Genomic DNA, 21231 nt, shown 5'->3' with positions numbered 1-21231 from the left:
AAAACCTTTTTGTTCCGACGCAATTCCGGACGGAAAACCGGTTCCCGCTTTTCGTGGAATTGCCCCGAAACAAAACGGGCGCGACCTCGCGGCGCGCCCGTCTTGGATTATCCGGTAAAACCGATCAGGCGGCGTCTTCCTCGCCGTCCGACTTCTTCTTTTCCTGGACGATTTCCTTGCCGGTCGCCTGGTCGACGACCTTCATCGACAGGCGGACCTTGCCGCGCTCGTCGAAGCCCATCAACTTGACCCAAACCTTGTCGCCTTCCTTGACGACGTCCGAGGTCTTGGCGACGCGCTCATTGGCGAGCTGCGAGATATGGACGAGACCGTCGCGCGGGCCAAAGAAATTGACGAACGCGCCGAAGTCGGCCGTCTTGACGACGGTGCCTTCGTAGATCTCGCCGACTTCCGGCTCAGCGACGATGGTGTGGATCCACTTCTTCGCCGCCTCGATCTCCTTGGCGTTCGCGGAAGCGATCTTGACCGTGCCGTCGTCCTCGATGTTGATCTTGGCGCCGGTCTTCTCGACGATCTCGCGGATCACCTTGCCGCCGGAGCCGATGACGTCGCGAATCTTGTCGGTCGGGATATGCATGACCTCGATGCGCGGCGCGAATTCGCCGAGCTCGGCGCGGGCGCCGGACAGCGCATGCGCCATCTCGCCGAGGATATGCAGGCGGCCATCCTTGGCCTGGGCCAGAGCGATGCCCATGATCTCCTCGGTGATGCCATCGATCTTGATGTCCATCTGCAGCGAGGTGACGCCATTGGCAGTGCCGGCGACCTTGAAGTCCATGTCGCCGAGGTGGTCCTCATCGCCGAGGATGTCGGAGAGCACCGCGAAGCGCTCACCTTCCTTGATCAGGCCCATGGCGATGCCGGCGACCGGCTTTGCCAGCGGCACGCCGGCATCCATCAGCGCCAGCGAGGTGCCGCACACGGTCGCCATCGAGGACGAGCCGTTGGACTCGGTGATCTCCGAAACGACGCGCAGCGTGTAGGGGAACTGGTCCGCGCTCGGCAGCATCGGGCGGATGGCGCGCCAGGCGAGCTTGCCGTGGCCGATTTCGCGGCGGCCCGGCGAACCCATGCGGCCGGTCTCGCCGACGGAATAGGGCGGGAAGTTGTAGTGAAGGAGGAACTTCTCCTTGTACATGCCGGTCAGCGAATCGACATACTGCTCGTCCTCGCCGGTGCCCAGCGTGGCAACGACCAGCGCCTGGGTTTCGCCGCGCGTGAACAGCGCCGAACCATGGGTGCGCGCCAGGACGCCGACTTCGGAGACGATCTTGCGGACCGTCTTGAGATCACGGCCATCAATGCGCGAGCCGGTGTCGAGGATGTTCCAGCGCACGACCTTGGCCTGGAGTTCCTTGAACACCGAGCCGATCTGCTCGGAGGTGTGCTTGGCCTCTTCGCCTTCGGCCGGCGCAAACGCGGCCTTGACCTTCGCCTTGACGGCGTCGACGGCGGCATAGCGCTTCTGCTTGTCGGTGATTTTGTAGGCTTCGCGAAGCTCGTCGCCGACGATCTTCAGCATCTCGGCTTCGAGCGCGGAATGATCCGGCGCGGTGAAGTCGCGCGGCTCCTTGGCGGCGACCTCGGCCAGCTTGATGATCGCGTCGATCACAGGCTGGAAGCCCTTGTGGCCGAACACTACGGCGCCGAGCATCAGGTCCTCGGAGAGTTCCTTGGCCTCGGATTCGACCATAAGCACAGCGTCGCCGGTGCCGGCAACCACGAGGTCGAGCTTGGATTCCTGCATTTCGTCGATATGCGGGTTGAGCACATATTCGCCATTGATGTAGCCGACGCGGGCGCCGCCGATCGGGCCCATGAAGGGCACGCCCGAAAGGGTCAGCGCGGCGGAGGTGGCGACGATCGACAGGATGTCCGGATCGTTCTCGAGATCATGCTGGACGACGGTGACGACGATCTGGGTGTCGTTCTTGTAGCCGTCGGCGAAAAGCGGGCGGATCGGACGGTCGATCAGGCGGGAAACCAGCGTTTCCTTTTCGCTCGGACGGCCCTCACGCTTGAAGTAGCCGCCCGGGATCTTGCCGGCGGCATAGGTCTTTTCCTGGTAGTTGACGGTAAGCGGGAAGAAATCGAGGCCGGGCTTCGGCTCCTTCATCGAAACGACGGTGGCGAGAACGACCGTCTCGCCATAGGTGGCGAGCACCGCGCCGTCAGCCTGGCGTGCGATCTTGCCGGTTTCCAGGATGAGCGGACGGCCGCCCCATTCGATTTCCACTTTGTGTTGATTGAACATGTCTTGTCCTTCATGTGCGGAAAGGGCCGCGCCGTCCTAACGGTCACGGGTTCTCCCTTTCCTGGCTTCCTTCGGGCAGCCACGGGCAAGACAACGGGAGGCTCGTAGGTTCGGCTCATAAGCCAAGCGAGCATCCTGCAATCCTGCCCCATGACCGTCCATGGGGCGGTTCCGAATGGCCCTCTGCGCGTCCGGAACCGTGTTTGGCCGACCGATCGGCCGGCTTGCGCATGACGCCGGAAACCGCTGTTTCCGGAACGCGCCCTGCGCGAATGCGAATTTCAAGAGCGCGTCGCGCTCCGGCATTATCGCACCGGATCGACCGATGCGCCAATGCGCGACCGGCGGGCCCTCCGAGGAGAGCCCGCCGGTCAATTCGTCAGCGACGGAGACCGAGCTTGTCGATCAGCGTCTGATAGCGCGCGTCATCCTTGCGCTTGAGGTAGTCAAGCAGGCTGCGGCGCTGGGAAACCAGAGCAAGCAGGCCACGGCGGGAATGGTTATCCTTCTTGTGGTCCTTGAAGTGCTCGGTCAGGTTCTTGATGCGCTCGGAAAGAATGGCAACCTGGACTTCCGGAGATCCGGTGTCGCCCTTGGTGGTTGCGAATTCGGTCATCAATTCCTTCTTGCGGTCGGCAGTAATCGACATCGTGCTTTTCCTTATCTGTTGGAGGAAACGGGACGCCCACAGCCGGGATGTCGTCCAGCAGGGGCCAGTGCAAGCGACGCGTCAGGGCGCGAAGCTGCGGCGCATATAGTGCAATTCCGGAAAAAACACCAGCCCAAATGTCAAGCCGGCTTGTCGCAGGTCTTGCCACGAAAACAAAGGGTTCAGCGGCTATAGCCACTTCTTCCATTTGAAGAAGAAGATCAGTCCGGCAGCGACAATCGCCATGAACAGAATTGCCGCCGGATAACCGTAATAGGTTTTCAGCTCCGGCATGTTCCAGGGCGAGCTTTCCGGATCGAAATTCATTCCCCAGACGCCGACCAGGAAGGTCAGCGGCATGAAGATCACCGAGACGATCGTCAGATAGGAGATGACGTCGTTGGTGCGGGCCTGGGTCAGCGACACATGCATCTCGATCAGGCCGGTCAGCATGTCGCGCTGGTTCTCGACCAGTTCGATCAGCCGCAGCGAATGGTCAAGCGTGTCGTTGAAGAATATCTTGGTCTCCGCCTTCACGAAAGCCACGTCGTTGCGGATCAGCGTCGCCAGCGCGTCGCGCATCGGCCACAGCACGCCTTTGAGCACGTTGGCGTCGCGCCTGAGTTCATGCAGCTGCTGCATCTGGTGCTTGTGCGGTTTGTTCAGCATCTCGTCCTCGATGCCGTCGACCGCTTCGCTCGCCGCTTCGATCGGGGGAAAATAGCTGTCGACGATAGCATCGATCAGCGCATAGGCGAGATAGTCGGCGCCGCGCGAGCGCAGTCGGTTGGGCATCGCACCCGCAATGCGCTTGCGCACCGGATCGAACGGGTCGCCCTCGCGCTCCTGGAAGGTGACGACGAAATTCCCGCCGAAGAACAGCGACATCTGCTCGTAACGATGCGAGGTGACATCGTCGATCATGCGCATGACGACGAAGGCGTGGTCCTCGAAGAAATCCACCTTGGGCCGCTGTCCGGTGTTGACGACATCTTCCAGCGCCAGCGGGTGCAAATTGAAGATGCGGCCGATCTCCTCGATCAGCGGGATATTGGCAAGTCCGGTGCAATCCAGCCAGACGACGGGCCATTTCCCGCAATGGGCGTTGAGATCGTCGATCGAGGCATTGTCGATGGTTTTGTATTTCTCGGGCGAGATCAGCGTCAGCCGAAGCTCGCTGCGTCGCGCCGCCGGATCGGCGATAAGCGTGCCGGGCGACGCCCCGACCGGTGGCCGGCGGGTTTTCAGCGATGCCCGCTTCTTGCCTGCATCAGCCTTGGCCATGAGATATCCTCGGGACTCAGCATTTCGGCCGAGATTAGAGCAATTCCAGGAAAACTGCGCAGCGGTTTTCTGTCCGGAATTGCGTAAATAACAAACACTTAGTGCATGTCGCCCAGAAGTGCGCAGCGGTTCTGGGACAACGACATGCATCAAAACAAAGACTTAAAGCGCGGCGCCTGAATCCGTTTCAGCGCGTCGCGCTTTAGACCGGATTCAGCCGACAAAGACCCGCTTGGGCTTGAACATGCCCTGCTCGATGGCGCCGATGGCGACGAGCTTGCCGCGTGCTGTGGCGCAGGCCTCCTCGGCCTCGACCGGTGCGTCGCGGCCGCGAATGATGACGGGATTGCCGAGGCGGATCTTCGTCGCCGCATCGTCGCTGACCGCGACCTGCGGCAAGCAGTCGAGCGCCACCGCCGTTTCGACGAGCAGCGCATCGATGGCGCTGAAATCGATCGGGGCATCCATTTCGTCCGATTTGTCGCCATTCTTTTCGCCAAGGCGGGCCGCTTCCAGCTCGGCGACCGTGACGAAATCATCCGGCGTGAACGGCTCGACCTCAACGCGGCGCAATTCGGCGATGTGGCCGAAGCAGCCGAGGTCGCGGCCCATGTCGCGGGCCAGCGAGCGCACATAGGTGCCCTTGCCGCACTCGACTTCGAAGACGGTCTTGCCGGCATCATGCTCGACGATGTCGAGGCGGCCGATCTCGATTTCGCGCGCCGGGATGTCGACCGTCTCGCCTTCACGGGCAAGGTCATAGGCGCGTTCGCCGGCGATCTTGATGGCCGAGAATTGCGGCGGTGTCTGCATGATGACGCCGGTGTATTTCGGCAGCAGCGCCCTCACCTCCGCCTCGTCCGGCCGACGGTCGGAACTGTTGGTCACCGGGCCTTCGAGGTCGTCGGTCGAGCGCTCCTGCCCCCAAGCGACGGTGAAGCGATAGACCTTGGCGCCGTCCTGCACGTAAGGAACGGTCTTGGTCGCCTCGCCCAAGGCGATCGGCAGCATGCCGGAGGCCAGCGGATCGAGCGTGCCGGCATGGCCGGCCTTCTCGGCCTGGAACAGCCATTTGATCTTGGAGACCGCTTCGGTCGAACCCATGCCGACGGGCTTGTCCAACACCACCCAGCCGGAGACCGGCCGCCCCTTCTTCTTGCCGCGACGCGCCACCTATTCCTCGTCCTTATCGTTGTTCTTGCCGTCACCGAGATCGCGCGCGACTTCGGGCGACTTCAGCAGTTCATTGATCTTCGCGAAATTGTCGAAGGAGGTATCAAGCCTGAAACGAAACTCCGGCATGTACTTCATCTGCCTGAGCGCGCCGGAAACACGGCCGCGGATGAACTTGGCGTGCCTGTTGAGCGCCTCGATCACGGCGCCGTCGTCGCCCGCGCCAAGCAGCGAGACGAAGGCGGTGGCGATCTTGAGATCGGGCGACATGCGCACCTCGGAGACCGAGACGACGCTGTTCTCGATCACCGGATCGATGATTTCACCGCGCTGCAAGGTCTCGGAAAGGGCATGGCGCACCTGCTCGCCGACGCGCAGCATGCGCTGGGAGGGGCCTGACGGTGTCGAACGGGGCATTTTTCTCTGGTCCTGAAATCGTGAGGCGCGGGATGGGACCGCGCCACATGTCTCAACATGCATAAGGGGTCTGGGCGGCAGCCTTTCGGCCGCCGCCCGTTATTATTCGGCAAGTATACCTGAATTAGAGCGTTCTGGTTACCATCTCGATGCGGAAGCACTCGATGACGTCGCCGACACGCATGTCCTCGTAGTTCTGGAAGGCCATGCCGCACTCCTGGCCGCCCGGCACTTCCGAAACCTCGTCCTTGAAGCGCTTCAGCGTCTTCAGCGTGCCTTCGTGGATAACGACGTTGTCGCGGATCAGGCGAACACCCGCGCCACGCTCGACCTTGCCTTCGGTGACACGGCAGCCGGCGATCTTGCCGACCTTGGAGATGTCGAAGATCTCGAGGATCTCGGCATTGCCGATGAAGGTCTCGCGCCGCTCCGGCGAAAGCATACCGGAAAGCGCTGCCTTCACGTCATCGACGAGGTTGTAGATGATCGAGTAGTAGCGGATCTCGATGCCGGCCGCGACCGCGGCCGCACGCGCCTGCGCATTGGCGCGGACATTGAAGCCGATGATCGCCGCTCCGGACGTCTCGGCGAGCGAGACGTCGCTTTCGGTGATGCCGCCGGCACCGGCATGGACGATGCGCGCGCGCACCTCGTCATTGCCGAGCTTTTCAAGTGCGGCATTGATCGCCTCGATCGAGCCCTGCACGTCGCCCTTGATGACCAGCGGGAATTCCTTCAATCCACTCGTCTGCAGCTGCGACATCATCTGCTCGAGCGAGCCGCGCTGGCCGGCATGCCTGGCCACCGCCTTGTCGCGCGCCAGGCGCTGGCGGTATTCGGTGATCTCACGGGCGCGCGCCTCGTTGTTGACGACGGCGAAGCGGTCGCCCGCCTGCGGCGTGCCCTGGAGGCCAAGCACCTCGACCGGCATTGCCGGCGGCGCTTCCGGAACGTGCTCGCCGCGATCGTTGACGAGCGCGCGCACACGGCCCCACTCGTTGCCGGCGACGATGATGTCGCCCGGCATCAGCGTGCCGGTCTGCACCAGCACGGTGGCGACAGGCCCGCGTCCCTTGTCCAGCTGCGCCTCGATGACCGCGCCTTCGGCGGTGCGGTCAGGATTGGCCTTGAGGTCGAGCACTTCGGCCTGCAGCAGGATCGCTTCCAGCAGCTTGTCGAGATTGGTGCCCTTGGTCGCCGAAACCTCGACGTCCAACACCTCACCGCCCATCGATTCCACGAACACTTCGTGGCGCAGCAGTTCGGTCCGCACCTTCTGCGGGTCGGCGTCATGCTTGTCGATCTTGTTGATCGCCACGATGATCGGCACGCCGGCCGCCTTGGCGTGATTGATCGATTCGATCGTCTGCGGCATCACGCTGTCGTCGGCCGCCACCACCAGCACGGCGATGTCGGTGACCTGCGCGCCGCGGGCGCGCATCGCTGTAAAGGCGGCGTGGCCGGGCGTGTCGATGAAGGTGATCTTCTGACCGTTCTTCTCGATCTGGTAGGCACCGATATGCTGAGTGATGCCGCCGGCCTCGCCGGAGACGACATTGGCGTTGCGGATGGCGTCGAGCAGCGAGGTCTTGCCGTGGTCGACATGGCCCATGATGGTCACGACCGGCGGACGCGACACCAGGTCTTCCGGGCGGTCGGCGATGTTGAACAGGCCTTCCTCGATGTCGGACTCGGCAACGCGGCGGACCGTGTGGCCGAATTCGGAGGCGACCAGCTCGGCCGTGTCGGCGTCGATGACGTCGCCCGGCTTGAGGATCTGGCCCTGCTTCATGAAGAACTTGACCACGTCCACGGCGCGCTCGGACATGCGCTGCGCCAATTCCTGGATGGTAATGGTTTCGGGCAGGATCACTTCGCGCATGACTTTCTCGCGCGGCTCGTTATGCATCGCGCGTTTGAATTTTTCCTGGCGGCGACGCATCGACGACAGCGAGCGGGCGCGCGCGTCGTCATCCGACAGCGCCGAGTTCAGCGTCAGCTTGCCACGGCGGCGATCTTCCTCGCCCTTTGTCGGCTTGGCCGGCCGCGCCACTTCCGGCGTCGCAAGACGGCGCGGCGGCGCACTCGCCCCGGCGCCGGCGCCGGTACGCCTCGGCTTGGCCTCTTCCTCGTCGTCAGCCGTGGCGACATCCGCCGCCAGCGGCGCGCGGCGGCGAGCCTCTTCCTCGGCGCGCCGGCGGGCCTCGGCCTCAGTCTGCAGGCGTGCTTCCTCCTCGGCCTGACGGCGCGCGGATTCGTCACGCTCGCGCTTGCGGCGTTCTTCTTCCTCGGTGCGGCGCTTGGCATCTTCCTGAGCGCGCTGGCGATCCTCGGCCTCGCGGACCTTGGAACCTTCCAGCGCCTTGCGACGCGCTTCCATCTCGCCGCGCGAGAGTTCGTTCAGAACCATGCCGGAACGCTCCGGCGGCGGAGGCGGCGCCTTCGGTGCTTCCTGCACGACAGGGGCGGCGGCAACAGGGGCAGGGGCGGGCTTCGGCGTGAAGACGGACGCAGCCACCGGCTCCGGCTTGTCGCCGGGCAGCGAGAACTTGCGCTTCTTGGTCTCGACCACGACCGACTTGGTGCGGCCATGCGAGAAATTCTGGCGCACGGTGCCCTGCTCGAGGCCGGGGCGCTTCAGCGTCAAGGTCTTCTTCGGCGTAACGCTCAACGTCTTGTCGTCGCCCGATTTCGTATCGTTCATTCCATATCCTCTGCGGCATCATCTTCGTCAGCAACGGCCGCAAGCATTGCCAGATCGTTCGGGGTACCGCCCCGATATCGGTCGAGCGCAACAACGCGCTTCTCAACCGCCTGTCCCGCGTCCTGCGCGAGGACGGCAGCATGTATCACATTTGTACCCCCCAATGCCAAGCTCAACTCGGCTTCAGGGAAAAGTTTGTAGGCAAGGATGGCCGGGCCGCCGAGATGGACGGTTGCCCGCCGTGCCTGACTGATCTTGCGGACACCGTCGTCCGAAGCCTCGGTCGCATGCAGCACCAGAAGCGCTTGGCCGTCGCGCACCGCACCCTCGACCTTGGCGGCGCCAAGAACGACAGCGCCAGCCTTGCGGGCAAGGCCAAGCATACCCAGAGCGGATCTGGAGAGCAGCCCGTCAACCATGCCGCCAAGATCGGTCGGCACGGTCACCTGCGCCTTGAAGGCGCGGGCAAACAGGTTCTTCGCCGCTGCCTTCTCGATATGTAGGCGGTCAGCGCTCACCCAACAACCACGGCCGGGCAGGTTTCTCTTGATATCCGGAACGACGGCCGAATCCGGGCCGACGACGAAACGGATCAGTTCATCCGGTTCGGCCTGCCTGCGCGTAACGATGCAAGTGCGATCGTTCATCTCGTCCTGGGGCGGGTTGTGTGCGATGCGGGTTCACCTCACGCACCAACGGCTTCGTCAGCCGCGACTTGTTCGGCTGCAAGCTCGTCTTCGGTGATCCAGCCGGCCTGCTTGCGGGCGGCGAGCACCATCTGCTCGGCATCGGCGCGCGAGACACCGTGGCTGGCAAGCACGCCCGGATAGACCTTGGTCTCGCCGTCCTTGCGCTCTTTCCAGCCGGTCAGATCGTCGGCGGCATAGCCGGCGAAGTCCTCGATCGTCTTCACGCCGTCCTCGCCGAGCGTCACCATCATGGCGGTGGTAACGCCGGGGATCTCGCGCAGCTCGTCCTGGACGCCCAGCGCCTTGCGCTTTTCGTCGTGCTCGGCCTCGATCTTTTCCAGATATTCGCGGGCGCGGGTCTGGATTTCCGAAGCGGTGTCCTCGTCGAAGCCGTCGATCGAGGCGATTTCGCCCGAGTCGACATAAGCGACTTCCTCGACGCTGGTGAAACCTTCGGAGGCGAGCACCTGGCCGACCATCTCGTCGACGTCGAGAGCTTCCATGAAGAGTGCGGAACGCTCGACGAATTCCTTCTGGCGACGCTCGCTCTCCTCCTGCTCGGTCAGGATGTCGATATCCCAGCCGGTGAGCTGCGAGGCAAGCCGCACGTTCTGGCCGCGACGGCCGATGGCCAGCGACAACTGGTCGTCCGGCACCACCACCTCGATGCGCTCGGCATCCTCGTCGAGCACCACCTTGGCGACCTCGGCCGGCTGCAGCGCGTTGACGATGAAGGACGCGGCCGATGGCGACCACGGAATGATGTCGATCTTCTCGCCCTGCAATTCGCCGACCACCGCCTGGACGCGGCTGCCGCGCATACCGACGCAGGCGCCGACCGGATCGATCGAGCTGTCGCGTGAGATGACGGCGATCTTGGCGCGCGAGCCCGGATCGCGGGCGACCGACTTGATCTCGATGATGCCGTCGTAGATTTCCGGCACTTCCATGGTGAAGAGCTTGGCCATGAACTGCGGATGCGTGCGCGACAGGAAGATCTGCGGCCCGCGCTGCTCGCGGCGCACGTCATAGACATAGGCCCGCACGCGGTCGCCATATTTGTAGTTCTCGCGCGGGATCAGCTCGTCGCGGCGGATGATCGCCTCGCCCCGGCCGAGATCGACGATGACATTGCCGTACTCGACGCGCTTGACGGTGCCGTTGACGATCTCGCCGATGCGATCCTTGTATTCGTCATACTGGCGATCGCGCTCGGCCTCACGCACCTTCTGCACGATGACCTGCTTGGCCGACTGGGCGGCGATGCGGCCGAAATCCATCGGCGGCAGCTGCTCGGCGATGAAGTCGCCGACCTGGGCATCGGGATTGCGCTCGCGGGCCGTGGAAAGCGCGATCTGCGTCGCGTAGTCCTCGACCGCCTCGACCACCTCCATCAGCCGCTGCAGCTTCATCTCGCCGGTGTTCGGGTTGATGTCGGCGCGGATGTTGGTCTCCTGGCCGTAACGAGAGCGCGCCGCCTTCTGGATCGCATCGGCCATGGCGGCGATGACGATCTGCTTGTCGATCGACTTTTCACGCGCGACCGCATCGGCGATCTGCAGCAGTTCAAGCCTGTTGGCGCTTACAACCATTGTCTTTCTCCCGATTTCGCGCCGGGCATACAGCCCGGCTACTCAATCAACTTTCCTGTTCGGTTTCATTTTCCTCGCCGGCGGCGGCGTCTTCCGCTTCGCCGCGGCGCTTCCTGGCTTCCTTGCGCGCCCGGTTGTCCTTCGACAGGGCATCGCGGATTAGATCGTCGGTCAGCACCAGCCGGGCCTCTGCGATCGCGTCGTAAGGCACGCGCACCGTCGGCTCTTCGCCATAGGCCGCCTTGTCGCGCTCGATCAGGATACCGTCGGCATCCGCCTCGGCGATCTTGCCCTTGAAGCGCTTGCGATCGCTGACAAGAACCGATGTCTCCAGCTTGACCAGATGTCCGGTCCAGGCGGTGAAATCCGACTTGCGCACCAGCGGCCGGTCGATGCCTGGCGACGAAACTTCGAGATGATACGCTTTTTCGATCGGATCATCGACATCGAGCGCCGGCGACACGGCGCGGCTCACCTCTTCGCAATCCTCGACTGTCATGGTCCCGTCTTCGCGTTCGGCCATGATCTGCAGCGTCAGCCCGTTCTGGCCGGTCAGTTGCACCCGCACGAGCCGGAAGCCGATGGCCTTGAGCACCGGCTGCACGATCAGCGCAATGCGCGCATCGATGCCGCTTTCGCGGATGATACGGTCGTCGGCCTCGCTTGCCGCTGCAGTCATCAGATCCCTGTCGCTTTTCACTTCCGGCCGGCAGGTAATAAAAAAGAGCGGGACCGGGTGGACCCACTCTTCGTCATACCGACCAAGAATTTGAGATTGATATAGACGATCCCGAATTGTGTTTCAAGCCTGCAGGCAAAGGCTGGCGGCGGTGTCTACAACTGGCGCGGCCATCGCTGGGCCTAATATCCGATCACTCGGCCGGCTTCATGGACACCGAGAACGGCTGTTAAGCCCTTCTCCTGATTGGAAAGCGCGTGGGTTTTTAGCCAGTGATCAAGGGCAGGCTTCCCACAGGAAAATCCGGACACGTCGTGAACTGCTGCAAGCGGTTCGGGCGCCGATAAGGCCACTGGTCAGCGCTTCGTCGTATAACCAGCTTCCCAAGGCGCTGACCGCTTTGCCAATTCCACCATGTCGGGGACCGGCGCGGCCGGGGCCGACAGAACTTCCATGAACTCCGCGAACCCTTCCGGGCTCATGCGGAAAAGGCGGTTATCCATCAGCACATCCTCGGCCGCGCGCGGCGGCATCGCGCACGAAATCCGTGCGGGACCGGCCGCGCGGAGTGGCGGCACGATCGATCATCGCCACGTCCGCTTCCGGCAGGCGCATCGAGATCGGATATTCCTTGCGTTCAACCGAGGCGGCCATAGCTGTCTCCTGCCTGCAATGCAGCGATCTGTAGCTCTATATGCAATACAGATCGCCCGATTACTTCCGGATGAACGTCAGATAGGCCGGCCGCCGCCCCTCGCGGATGGCCTTGGCCTCATAGCGCGTGCCGGGCCAACCTTCATAGGGCCGGTGCCAATCGGCGGCATCCCGCACCTGCCATTCAAAGGCGCCACTGGCGCGGCAGGCAAGCAGCGTCCAGTTCACATAGCTGTCGATGTCGGAGGCGAAGCGGAACCTGCCGCCGGCTTTCAGCACCCGGGCGAAGCGGCCGAGATTGGCGGCGCCGACGAAGCGTCGCTTCCAATGCTTCTTCTTGGGCCATGGATCGGGATAGAGCAGATCGATGCCGTCGAGCGAGGCTTCCGGCAGCCAGTCGAGCAGGCGCGTGGCGTCGTCGTCATAGACTCTCAGATTGGCAAGCGGCGTCTTGCCAAGCGCCGTCATCATCTTGGCCATGCCGTTGACGAAGGGTTCGACGCCGATGAAGCCGGTTGCCGGCGCTTCCGCGGCGCGATGCAACAGATGCTCACCGCCGCCGAAGCCGATTTCCAGCTGGAGCGCCGAAACCTGTGTCTTGAACAAGATCCTGAGATCAGCCGGCGCTTGCGCCGTCAGGTCGACCCGGTATTCGCGCAGGCCGCCTTCGAGGGCGATCGCCTGCTGAGGGCGTATAGTCTTGCCGTGCCGGCGACCGAAGAAGCCTTCGGTCGCCCGGCTTGGCCTGTCCTTTGCGTCCGCTGGCGTCAGGCGGCGACGGCGTCCTTGAGCGCCTTGGCGAGATCGGTCTTTTCCCAGGAGAAGGAGCCGTCGCGACCGGCCTTGCGGCCGAAATGGCCGTAGGACGAGGTTTTTGCATAGATCGGCTTGTTGAGGTCCAGATGACGGCGGATGCCCGACGGCGACAGGTCCATGACCTTGCGCAGCGCATCCTCGAGCTTCGATTCGTCCACCTTGCCGGTGCCGTGCAGGTCGACATAGACCGACAGCGGCTGGGCGACGCCGATGGCGTAGGAGAGCTGGATGGTGCAGCGGTCGGCAAGCTTGGCCGCCACCACGTTCTTGGCAAGGTAGCGCGCCGCATAGGCGGCCGAGCGGTCGACCTTGGTGGTGTCCTTGCCCGAGAAGGCGCCGCCGCCATGGGGCGCCGCGCCACCATAGGTGTCGACGATGATCTTGCGGCCGGTGAGGCCGGCATCGCCGTCAGGCCCGCCGATGACGAACTTGCCGGTCGGGTTGATGTACCAGTTGCAGTCCTCGGCGATCTTCAGGTCGCCAAGCGCCTCGCGGATATAGGGCTCGACCACCTTGCGGACCTTCTTGGAGTCCCAGCTCGTATCGAGATGCTGGGTGGAGAGCACGATCTGCGTGACTTCCGCCGCCTTGCCGTCGGCATAGCGCACGGTGACCTGGCTCTTGGCGTCCGGGCCGAGCTTGCCCGCCTCGCCATTGCCTTCATGGCGTGCCGCCGCCAGCAGTTCGAGAATCTTGTGGCTGTAATAGATCGGCGCCGGCATGAGGTCGGGCGTCTCGCGGCAGGCGTAGCCGAACATGATGCCCTGGTCGCCCGCGCCTTCCTCGCCCTGGCGGTCGGCGGCATTGTCGACGCCCTGGCCGATGTCGGGCGACTGGCCATGCAGCAGCACGTCGATCTTGGCGGTCTTCCAGTGGAAGCCGGATTGCTCGTAGCCGATCTCGCGGATCGCCTTGCGGGCAACCGACTTGAACTTGGCCGGGTTGACCACAGGGTGGCCGGACGCATCCTTGAGGACGTTGCCCGCCTTGTCCTTCTTCAAAAGCGTGTCGGGGACGCGGACCTCGCCGGCGATGACGACACGGTTGGTGGTGGCCAGTGTCTCGCAGGCGACGCGCACCTTCCACGGATCCATGCCCGTCTTCTTGGCTTCGCGATAGACCAGATCGACGATCTCGTCGGAGATGCGGTCACAAACTTTGTCGGGATGACCCTCGGAGACGGATTCCGAGGTGAAGAGATAATTCTGCCGCGTCACGGGTGTCCCCTCTTGAAAAAAGATCGGCAGGCTGCCGATTTTGGCGCGCCACGTGTTAGCGGTGCCGGGCGCCGCTCGTCAAGCGGCGCGACGGATCTGGCATGAATGTAGGTAAGGCCGGCTATGCCACCGGCGGCAGAGCGCCGCCGGTGGCATCGGTAAAATCAATCGGCGTCTTCCGCGGAGAGCGCCTTGACCAGATCGATGATCCGGCGGCGCACCTTGACGTCGCCGATCTTGACGAAAGCCCGGTTGAGCTGAAGCCCCTCGGGACTGCCGCAGAATTCGATGGCGAACGCCATCGAGGAGTCTTCCGCAAATCCTCGATTGCCGCCGCCGGCCTCCTCGCCCGGGGCATCCTCGAAGAAGAAGGCGACAGGAACGCTCAGGATGGAGGCGATCGCCTGCAGACGGCTGGCGCCAACCCTGTTCGTGCCCTTTTCGTACTTCTGGATCTGCTGAAAGGTGATGCCGAGATTTTCACCCAGCTTTTCCTGGCTCATTCCAAGCATATTGCGACGCAGCCGGATGCGACTCCCGACATGGATGTCGATCGGATTCGGCTTCTTCTTGTTCTCTTCTGTCATTTTTTCCTCGCCGAATTTTTCCGGCTTTTTCTATTTTGTTCCGCCCATATGAAGCCGGAGCCACCTGCCCCAACAGAACCCTCCAACCGACTTCGAGAAAATTTTAGGCGTTACAGTATGAGTTTCTAATGTGCCGACTGTCAATTCACCCGTAGCCGCTGCCTTACATTCAATGTGAGGGCAATCAGCGCTAACAGCAACATGATCAGCAATCCGTTAATGCGCCGCTGTTTCGCTGACATGAGGGCGCGCCCAGAAACCGGCACATGCGCGTCGATGGCGCCGCGCGCGTCGACGGTAAGCGCATCGATAATGCGCCCGCGCGAATCGACGACTGCGGAGATGCCATTGTTGGCCGCGCGCAGCAGCGGCAATCCATTCTCCACTGCCCGAATCTGCGCCTGCCTGAAGTGCTGATACGGGCCTGGCGTGTCGCCAAACCAGGCGTCGTTGGTGACGTTCACGATTACGTCAGATGACGCAGAGTCGGCGGCGACGAGATCGGGAAAGATAACCTCGTAGCAAATGAACGGCGCGGCACGCAGGCCGCCCGGCACGGCGATCGGATGGCGCTCGTTGCCGGCGGCGAAATTCATCGGTCCGGCGACGAGCTGGCCTATGCCGAAGCGTTCGAACAGGTCGGCGAAGGGCAGATATTCGCCGAAGGGCACCAGATGCACCTTGTCGACCGCATCGACGATCTCGCCCTTGTCGTTGATCGCCACCACGGAATTGTAATAACGGCTGCCGGCATTCGCCGATCCGCCCTCCTCGCGCACGACACCGGCAATCAGCATCTGGCCGTCGGCCAGCATGTCGCCCAGTGCCGTCAGCGCGTCCGGACGCTCGGTGAAGAGAAACGGCACCGATGTCTCCGGCCACAGAATGAGCTGGGGCTTGGCGTGACTTTCTTCGGGTGCTTTCCCCGATATCCCCAGCAAAGTCGCGAAGATGCGGTCGCGCACCGAGGCGTCCCACTTTTCGCTGAGGTCGACCGCGGGCTGGACGATGCGGACGTCGATGGATCGTGTCGCCGGCTCGGCGGGCATGGCGAGCCTGAAATAGCCGAAGCCGACATGGGCGGCGGCGAGGACGACGAACAGGGCAACGCCCAGCCTCAGATGCCGGCGCGCCGCCACCAGCGCCGGCAGCGAAAACAGGAAGACCGCGAGCGCGTTCATGCCGATCATGCCGGTCACCGACACGCTCTGCATCAGAAGCGGCACAGGCATCGCCGCGTAGCCGACGGCGTTCCAGGGAAAGCCGGTGAAGAGGAAGTCGCGCAACCATTCGGCAAGGCCGAACCCGAAGGCAAGGGCGGCGATGCGGCCGATATCGCTGCTCCAGAACAGCCGCGCCACCACGGTGGCAAAGCCATAGAAAAAGGCCAGCGCGAAGGGGATGCCGACGACGGCGAAGGGCAAGGCCCAGGCGAAATTGTCGGCCTCCACCAGCAAGGCCTGGCCGATCCACCAGAGACCGGCGAGGAAGTAGCCGAAGCCGAACCACCAGCCTGTTGCGAAAGCCGGCCGCAGGCGCCGGAACCAGCCATCGGAAGCCTCGCCGGTGGCGCCGTCGAGCAGCCAGACGAGGACCGGGAACGAAACGAAGCAGACGGCGAAGAAATCGTAAGGCGCCTGGGCAAGCACCGCCAGCGCTCCGGCGGCAAACGCCACCAGCGCCCGCCGCCACCCCCACAGCAGAATTATCCGGCCGGCAAAGCGCTGCATCCAGCTTCCCAAGTCGCGCGAATCAGGGAGCTAGAGGTTTAACAGGCTGGGCCCGGCGTTCCAAACCCAGATAAGCGCGGCCTGACACACGGTCGCGCTATCGCGGGAATCCCGCCATAGCCCTTTGTTTAGCGGCATTTCTGCAACGCCAAGCGGTTCCGCTTGGTTGCAAAAGCTCAGCGGTGCCAGCCCTGGATGCGCAGGCCACTCAGTCGCTCAGCCTCGTCCTTGGGGACAACGCGCACGGTGCGGGTGAATGTCCAGACATGGCCTTCGAGGTCACGAGCGCGGTATTGGCGCTCGCCGTAGAAATGGTCGGCGGGCTCCTCGACGATCTGCGCGCCCGCCGCGCGCGCTTGCTCGCAATGCGCGTCGATATCTTGTTGCAGACGCACATAGACGGCCTGCGTGTTCTTGCCGCCGACGGAGGCCGGGCTGGCGATATGCTCATCCCATTCGGAATCGACGATGATATAGCCGTCGCCAAAACGCATTTCGGCATGCACCAGCCGACCGTCGGCATCGCTCACCAGCATGCTCGGCTCGAAGCCGAAGGCCGCCTGCAGCCAGGCCAGGGCCGCGCGTGGATCCTTGTAGAAAACACCCGAACCCAGAACCGCGTGCTTGAACGGATCGTCTATCGCCATCGGACGGCGATATCAGGCCTGTTCGGTGCGGGCCGCGCGGCGGCGCTGGCGCTCGCCCTTCTGGCTCTGCACGATGCGCACGCGCTTGACGCGGCGCGGGTCGGCGTCGAGCACGTGGAACTCGAAACCGGGAATGGCCTGCACCACTTCGCCGCGAGCGGGGACGCGGCCGAGCGTGTTGAAGATCATGCCGCCGATGGTGTCGACATATTCGCCGTGCTCGCCGGCGGCGAAATCCTCGCCGATCATCTTGGCGACCTCGTCGATCTCGGCCTTGCCGTCGACGACGAAGACGCCGTCGCCGGTCTGCGTGACCATCGGCTCGTCGTCGTCATGCTCGTCCTCGATGTCGCCGACCACCATCTCGACGATATCCTCCAGCGAGGCGAGACCGTCGGTGCCGCCATACTCGTCGATGACCAGCGCCATCTGCGTGCGGTTCGTCTGCATGCGCCCCATCAGGTCGGAGGCAAGCATGGAGGGTGGCACGAACAGCACCGGGCGGATTAGGCTGAGATCGCCGATGGTACGCGCAAGGTCGACCTGGGCAAGGTCGAGCGCGGTCGACGCCGGCGTCTTCGCTCTGCTGCGGCCCTTCTTGACGCGAGCGAGCTTGGTGATGTGGGCGAGCGCGTCGCGGATGTGGACCATGCCGCGCGGATCGTCCAGCGTCTCGGAATACACCGGCATGCGCGAATGGCCGGACTGCTCGAACAGGCCGAGCAGATCGCCAAGCGTCGTGTTGATCTCGACCGCCTCGATATCGGCGCGCGGCACCATGACATCCTCGACACGCACTTCGCGCAGGCGAAGGATGTTGTTGAGCATGGCGCGTTCGCCGGGCGAGAAGGCGCCGGCGTCGGTCGCCGTTTCGGCGAGCGCGCCGGCAATCTCCTCGCGCAGGCTGGTGCCGTTGCGGTGCCGGAACAGGCCGAGCACGCGGTCGAAGAGCGAAGGACCGGCATGCGTCGGCTCTGCGGCCGCGCTGCCGGCGGGAATACTCGGACTGGAGCCCTCTTCCGTCTTCTCGGAAGGCTTGGCAGCACTGCCGGCGTCCGGACGGGCGGCAGTTTCTGGTGTGTCGTTCATCGCCATCGGGTCAATTGAGCTTTTTTGTTACGCGTAGGGATCGGGAATGGCAAGCCTCGCAAGCGCCGCGCGCTCGATCGCTTCCATCTCCTCCGCCTCGGCGTCGGTCTCGTGATCATGGCCCAAAAGATGCAGCAGGCCATGGATAACGAGATGGGTGATATGGTTTTCAATCGGCTTGTCTTCCAGAGCGGCCTCGCGCGCAACCGTCCCGGAAGCCAGCACGATATCGCCCAGCATCGGCGGCAGCTCGCCGCCTTTCGGAAAGGAAAAAGCCGGGAAAGACAAGACGTTGGTGGGCTTGTCCTTGCCGCGCCACTCGGCATTGAGCGTCCGGATATGGGCATCGTCGGAAAAGACGACGCTGAGCTCGGAGGCGCCGCCCGCGCCGGTTTCGGCAAAAGCGGCCGCAACGGCGCGATCGACGAGGCGTGTCAATTCGGCTTCCGCGGGCCAAGCGCCTGCCTCGACGAAAATATCGATGTCGACCGGCGCTTCGCCGCCAAATTCCGGATTTTGAGCCATAGGGCCTATGGTCAGCTTTCGGCGCCCAAGCCTCGCGCCAGCTTGCCGTCGCGGTCATAGGCCTTGACGATCTCGGCGACCAGCGGGTGGCGCACCACATCGCCCTCGTTGAAGCGGACGGTGACGATGCCGGGCACGCCGTCGAGGACGCGCAGCGCCTCGACCAGGCCAGACTTGGTGTTGGGCGGAAGGTCGATCTGGGTCGGATCGCCGGTGACGATCATGCGGGAGTTCTCGCCGAGACGGGTCAGGAACATCTTCATCTGCATCGGCGTGGTGTTCTGCGCCTCGTCGAGGATCACCGCCGCATGCGCCAGCGTGCGGCCGCGCATGAAGGCCAAGGGCGCGATCTCGATCACCTCGGCCGCGATCGCCCGCTCGACCTTGTCGGCCGGCATCATGTCGTAGAGCGCGTCGTAGAGAGGCCTGAGATACGGGTCCACCTTCTCCTTCATGTCGCCGGGCAGGAAGCCCAGCCGCTCGCCGGCCTCGACGGCCGGACGCGACAGGATGATGCGCTCGACCATGCCGCGTTCTAGCAGCATCGCCGCATGCGCCACCGCCAGATAGGTCTTGCCGGTGCCAGCGGGACCGATGCCGAACACCATTTCGGAGCGTTCCAGCGCCCGCATATAGGCATCCTGGTTGAGCGAGCGGGCATAGATCGTCTTCTTGCGTGTCGCGATCTGGGCGGCCGAAACCTTGCCCTTGCGCTCCATCGTCGGCAGGGTCAGCTGGTCGTCGGCGGCAATCGCCATGCGTACGGCGCCGTCGACATCCGACTGGCCAATGTCGACGCCCTTCTGCAGGATGCCGTAGAGGGTGTCCAGCGCGCGGCGCGCCTGTTCGGCGGCGGCGGCGGAGCCCTTAATCGTCAGCTGATTGCCGCGCGAGCGGATGTCGACGCCGAGCTTCTGCTCGAGCCGGGCGAGGTTCTCATCGAACTGGCCGTAAAGGGCGCTGGCTAGCTTGTTGTTGTCGAAGGTCAGTACGATGTGCGCCATGTCGGAGGCCCCGGACGCCTGGTTCTGGGGCGGATTCTTCAGTTCAGCAGCGCTCAACCGTCTCTCCTCATCTGCCGAGGTCGTCAGACCAATTCGGCGAACAGGCTGTTGTAGCCCGTCCTTGTGATTCGTACGTCGATAATGTCACCGATTCCGCCGGCCTTGTCGTCAACAATAACCGGCTGCAGCCACGGTGAACGGCCTACTTTCTGGCCGGCCTGTCGGCCAGGCTTCTCGATCAGCGTGCCGATGGTCTTGCCGACCAGGCTCAAGCCGAAATCCTGCTGCTGCCTCAGGAGCAGCGCCTGAAGGCGTTGCAGCCGTTCGTCCTTCACCGCCTCGGCCACGTGGTCGCTCATCTCAGCGCCCGGCGTGCCGGGGCGAGGCGAATATTTGAACGAGAAAGCCGAGGCATAGTTCACTTCGCGCACCAGCTGCAGCGTCGCTTCGAAGTCGGCATCGGTCTCGCCGGGGAAACCGACGATGAAGTCGCCGGACATGGCGATGTCGGTTCGGGCGGCGCGGATGCGCTCGATAAGCGCGAGATAGTCGCGCGCCGTATGCCGGCGGTTCATCGCCTTGAGAATGCGATCCGAGCCGGACTGCACGGGCAGATGCAGATAGGGCATCAGCGCCGGCAGATCGCGGTGCGCGGCGATCAGTTCGTCGTCCATGTCGCGCGGATGGCTGGTGGTGTAGCGCAGCCGCGCCAGGCCGGGGATTTCCGCCAGGCGGAACAGCAGGCGGCCGAGCCCCCATTCCTTGCCATTTTCGCCGACACCATGCCAGGCGTTGACGTTCTGGCCGAGCAAGGTCACCTCGCGCACGCCCGCCTCGGCCAGGCGCTCGGCCTCGGCGACGATCTGCGCCACCGGGCGCGAAACCTCGGAGCCGCGCGTATAAGGCACGACGCAGAAGGTGCAGAACTTGTCGCACCCCTCCTGCACCGTCAGGAAGGCGGTGACGCCGCGCTTTGCCAATTCGGCGCGCTTGGGCTGCGGCAGATGCTCGAACTTGTCCTCGATGGCGTATTCGGTCTCGACGATCTTTTCGCCGCCGCGGACCCGGGCCAGCACGTCGGGCAGCCGGTGATAGGTCTGCGGGCCGATGACCAGATCGACCGCCGGCGCACGGCGGATGATCTCGGCGCCTTCGGCCTGCGCCACGCAGCCGGCGACGCCGATCAAGAGCTCGCGGCCGGCCACGGCGCGTTCGGCTTTCATGTCGCGGATGCGGCCAAGCTCGGAATAGACCTTTTCCGCCGCCTTTTCGCGGATATGGCATGTGTTGAGCAGCACCAGATCGGCGTCTTCGACGGCGTCGGTGGCGACATAGCCGTCGGCGACCAGCGCATCGGTCATGCGCTGGGAATCGTAGACATTCATCTGGCAGCCATAGGTCTTGACGAAGACCTTTTTCGCCGCGCGGACAGTGCCGGCCGAGTGCTCGGCCGCAGTGCCGATGCCGTGGCTTTCAATCGTGTTCAATTCCATCGGGCGG

Annotated in this window: 18 protein-coding genes and 2 pseudogenes; all 20 read right to left on the bottom strand. The window is 63.8% G+C overall.

Going from position 1 to position 21231, the window contains the following annotated elements:
* Positions 1 to 124: 124 nt before the first annotated feature.
* Positions 125 to 2275 (bottom strand): polyribonucleotide nucleotidyltransferase, encoded by a 2151-nt coding sequence (pnp, locus tag FJW07_RS02135; RefSeq protein WP_140645332.1) that lies wholly within the window; start codon positions 2273 to 2275, stop codon positions 125 to 127.
* A gap of 379 nt (positions 2276 to 2654) precedes the next feature.
* Positions 2655 to 2966, bottom strand: coding sequence for a 30S ribosomal protein S15 (rpsO, locus tag FJW07_RS02130; RefSeq protein WP_281405321.1), 312 nt, complete (start codon positions 2964 to 2966; stop codon positions 2655 to 2657).
* Between the two features lie 147 nt (positions 2967 to 3113).
* Positions 3114 to 4208 carry a magnesium/cobalt transporter CorA gene (gene corA, locus FJW07_RS02125; RefSeq protein WP_140854135.1) on the bottom strand — a complete coding sequence of 365 codons (1095 nt, stop codon included), beginning with the start codon at positions 4206 to 4208 and terminating at the stop codon, positions 3114 to 3116.
* 213 nt (positions 4209 to 4421) lie between these two features.
* Complete coding sequence (gene truB, locus FJW07_RS02120) at positions 4422 to 5381, bottom strand: tRNA pseudouridine(55) synthase TruB (protein WP_140854133.1); 960 nt, start codon at positions 5379 to 5381, stop codon at positions 4422 to 4424.
* Entirely contained in the window at positions 5382 to 5798 is a 417-nt protein-coding gene (gene rbfA / locus FJW07_RS02115) for a 30S ribosome-binding factor RbfA (protein ID WP_140656233.1), read from the bottom strand.
* Between the two features lie 124 nt (positions 5799 to 5922).
* Positions 5923 to 8502 (bottom strand): translation initiation factor IF-2, encoded by a 2580-nt coding sequence (gene infB, locus FJW07_RS02110; protein ID WP_140854131.1) that lies wholly within the window; start codon positions 8500 to 8502, stop codon positions 5923 to 5925.
* Positions 8499 to 9149, bottom strand: coding sequence for an RNA-binding protein (locus tag FJW07_RS02105; RefSeq protein ID WP_140645338.1), 651 nt, complete (start codon positions 9147 to 9149; stop codon positions 8499 to 8501). Before FJW07_RS02105 ends, infB begins: the two co-directional genes overlap by 4 nt.
* Positions 9150 to 9187: 38 nt before the next feature.
* Entirely contained in the window at positions 9188 to 10783 is a 1596-nt protein-coding gene (gene nusA / locus FJW07_RS02100; RefSeq protein ID WP_140645339.1) for a transcription termination factor NusA, read from the bottom strand.
* A gap of 46 nt (positions 10784 to 10829) precedes the next feature.
* The gene (rimP, locus tag FJW07_RS02095; protein ID WP_140702753.1) at positions 10830 to 11462 is read right to left on the bottom strand and encodes a ribosome maturation factor RimP; all 633 of its coding nucleotides are present in this window, start codon (positions 11460 to 11462) and stop codon (positions 10830 to 10832) included.
* A 185-nt stretch (positions 11463 to 11647) separates the two neighbouring features.
* Positions 11648 to 11815: pseudogene (locus tag FJW07_RS31950) on the bottom strand (N-acetyltransferase); the annotation flags it as partial.
* Between the two features lie 3 nt (positions 11816 to 11818).
* Positions 11819 to 12116, bottom strand: a pseudogene (locus tag FJW07_RS02085) (DUF1778 domain-containing protein).
* Positions 12117 to 12176: 60 nt separating this feature from the next.
* Entirely contained in the window at positions 12177 to 12887 is a 711-nt protein-coding gene (locus tag FJW07_RS02080; protein ID WP_140854129.1) for a tRNA (guanine(46)-N(7))-methyltransferase TrmB, read from the bottom strand.
* On the bottom strand, positions 12884 to 14149 hold the full coding sequence (metK, locus tag FJW07_RS02075) for a methionine adenosyltransferase (RefSeq protein WP_140645344.1): 1266 nt from the start codon (positions 14147 to 14149) through the stop codon (positions 12884 to 12886). The genes FJW07_RS02080 and metK overlap by 4 nt, the downstream gene beginning before the upstream one ends.
* Before the next feature lie 164 nt (positions 14150 to 14313).
* Positions 14314 to 14736, bottom strand: a complete 423-nt coding sequence (locus FJW07_RS02070; RefSeq protein ID WP_140645345.1) for a helix-turn-helix transcriptional regulator — start codon at positions 14734 to 14736, stop codon at positions 14314 to 14316.
* Positions 14737 to 14876: 140 nt separating this feature from the next.
* A complete protein-coding gene (gene lnt / locus FJW07_RS02065; protein WP_140854127.1) occupies positions 14877 to 16466 on the bottom strand; it encodes an apolipoprotein N-acyltransferase in 1590 nt (529 codons plus the stop codon).
* Between the two features lie 176 nt (positions 16467 to 16642).
* Positions 16643 to 17113: a VOC family protein gene (locus FJW07_RS02060; protein WP_140854126.1), complete on the bottom strand. Its 471-nt coding sequence runs from the start codon at positions 17111 to 17113 to the stop codon at positions 16643 to 16645.
* 12 nt (positions 17114 to 17125) lie between these two features.
* Positions 17126 to 18202: a hemolysin family protein gene (locus FJW07_RS02055; RefSeq protein ID WP_140854124.1), complete on the bottom strand. Its 1077-nt coding sequence runs from the start codon at positions 18200 to 18202 to the stop codon at positions 17126 to 17128.
* 27 nt (positions 18203 to 18229) lie between these two features.
* Positions 18230 to 18727, bottom strand: a complete 498-nt coding sequence (ybeY, locus tag FJW07_RS02050; RefSeq protein WP_140782223.1) for an rRNA maturation RNase YbeY — start codon at positions 18725 to 18727, stop codon at positions 18230 to 18232.
* An 11-nt stretch (positions 18728 to 18738) separates the two neighbouring features.
* Positions 18739 to 19731, bottom strand: coding sequence for a PhoH family protein (locus tag FJW07_RS02045; protein ID WP_226892268.1), 993 nt, complete (start codon positions 19729 to 19731; stop codon positions 18739 to 18741).
* An 83-nt stretch (positions 19732 to 19814) separates the two neighbouring features.
* On the bottom strand, positions 19815 to 21224 hold the full coding sequence (gene miaB, locus FJW07_RS02040) for a tRNA (N6-isopentenyl adenosine(37)-C2)-methylthiotransferase MiaB (protein WP_140854122.1): 1410 nt from the start codon (positions 21222 to 21224) through the stop codon (positions 19815 to 19817).
* Positions 21225 to 21231 lie beyond the last annotated feature (7 nt).

Source organism: Mesorhizobium sp. B3-1-9 (genome assembly GCF_006439595.1).
Taxonomy (GTDB): Bacteria; Pseudomonadota; Alphaproteobacteria; order Rhizobiales; family Rhizobiaceae; genus Mesorhizobium.
The sequence above is the reverse complement of the archived record's forward strand: the minus strand, read 5'-3'. Positions and strand labels throughout refer to the sequence as shown.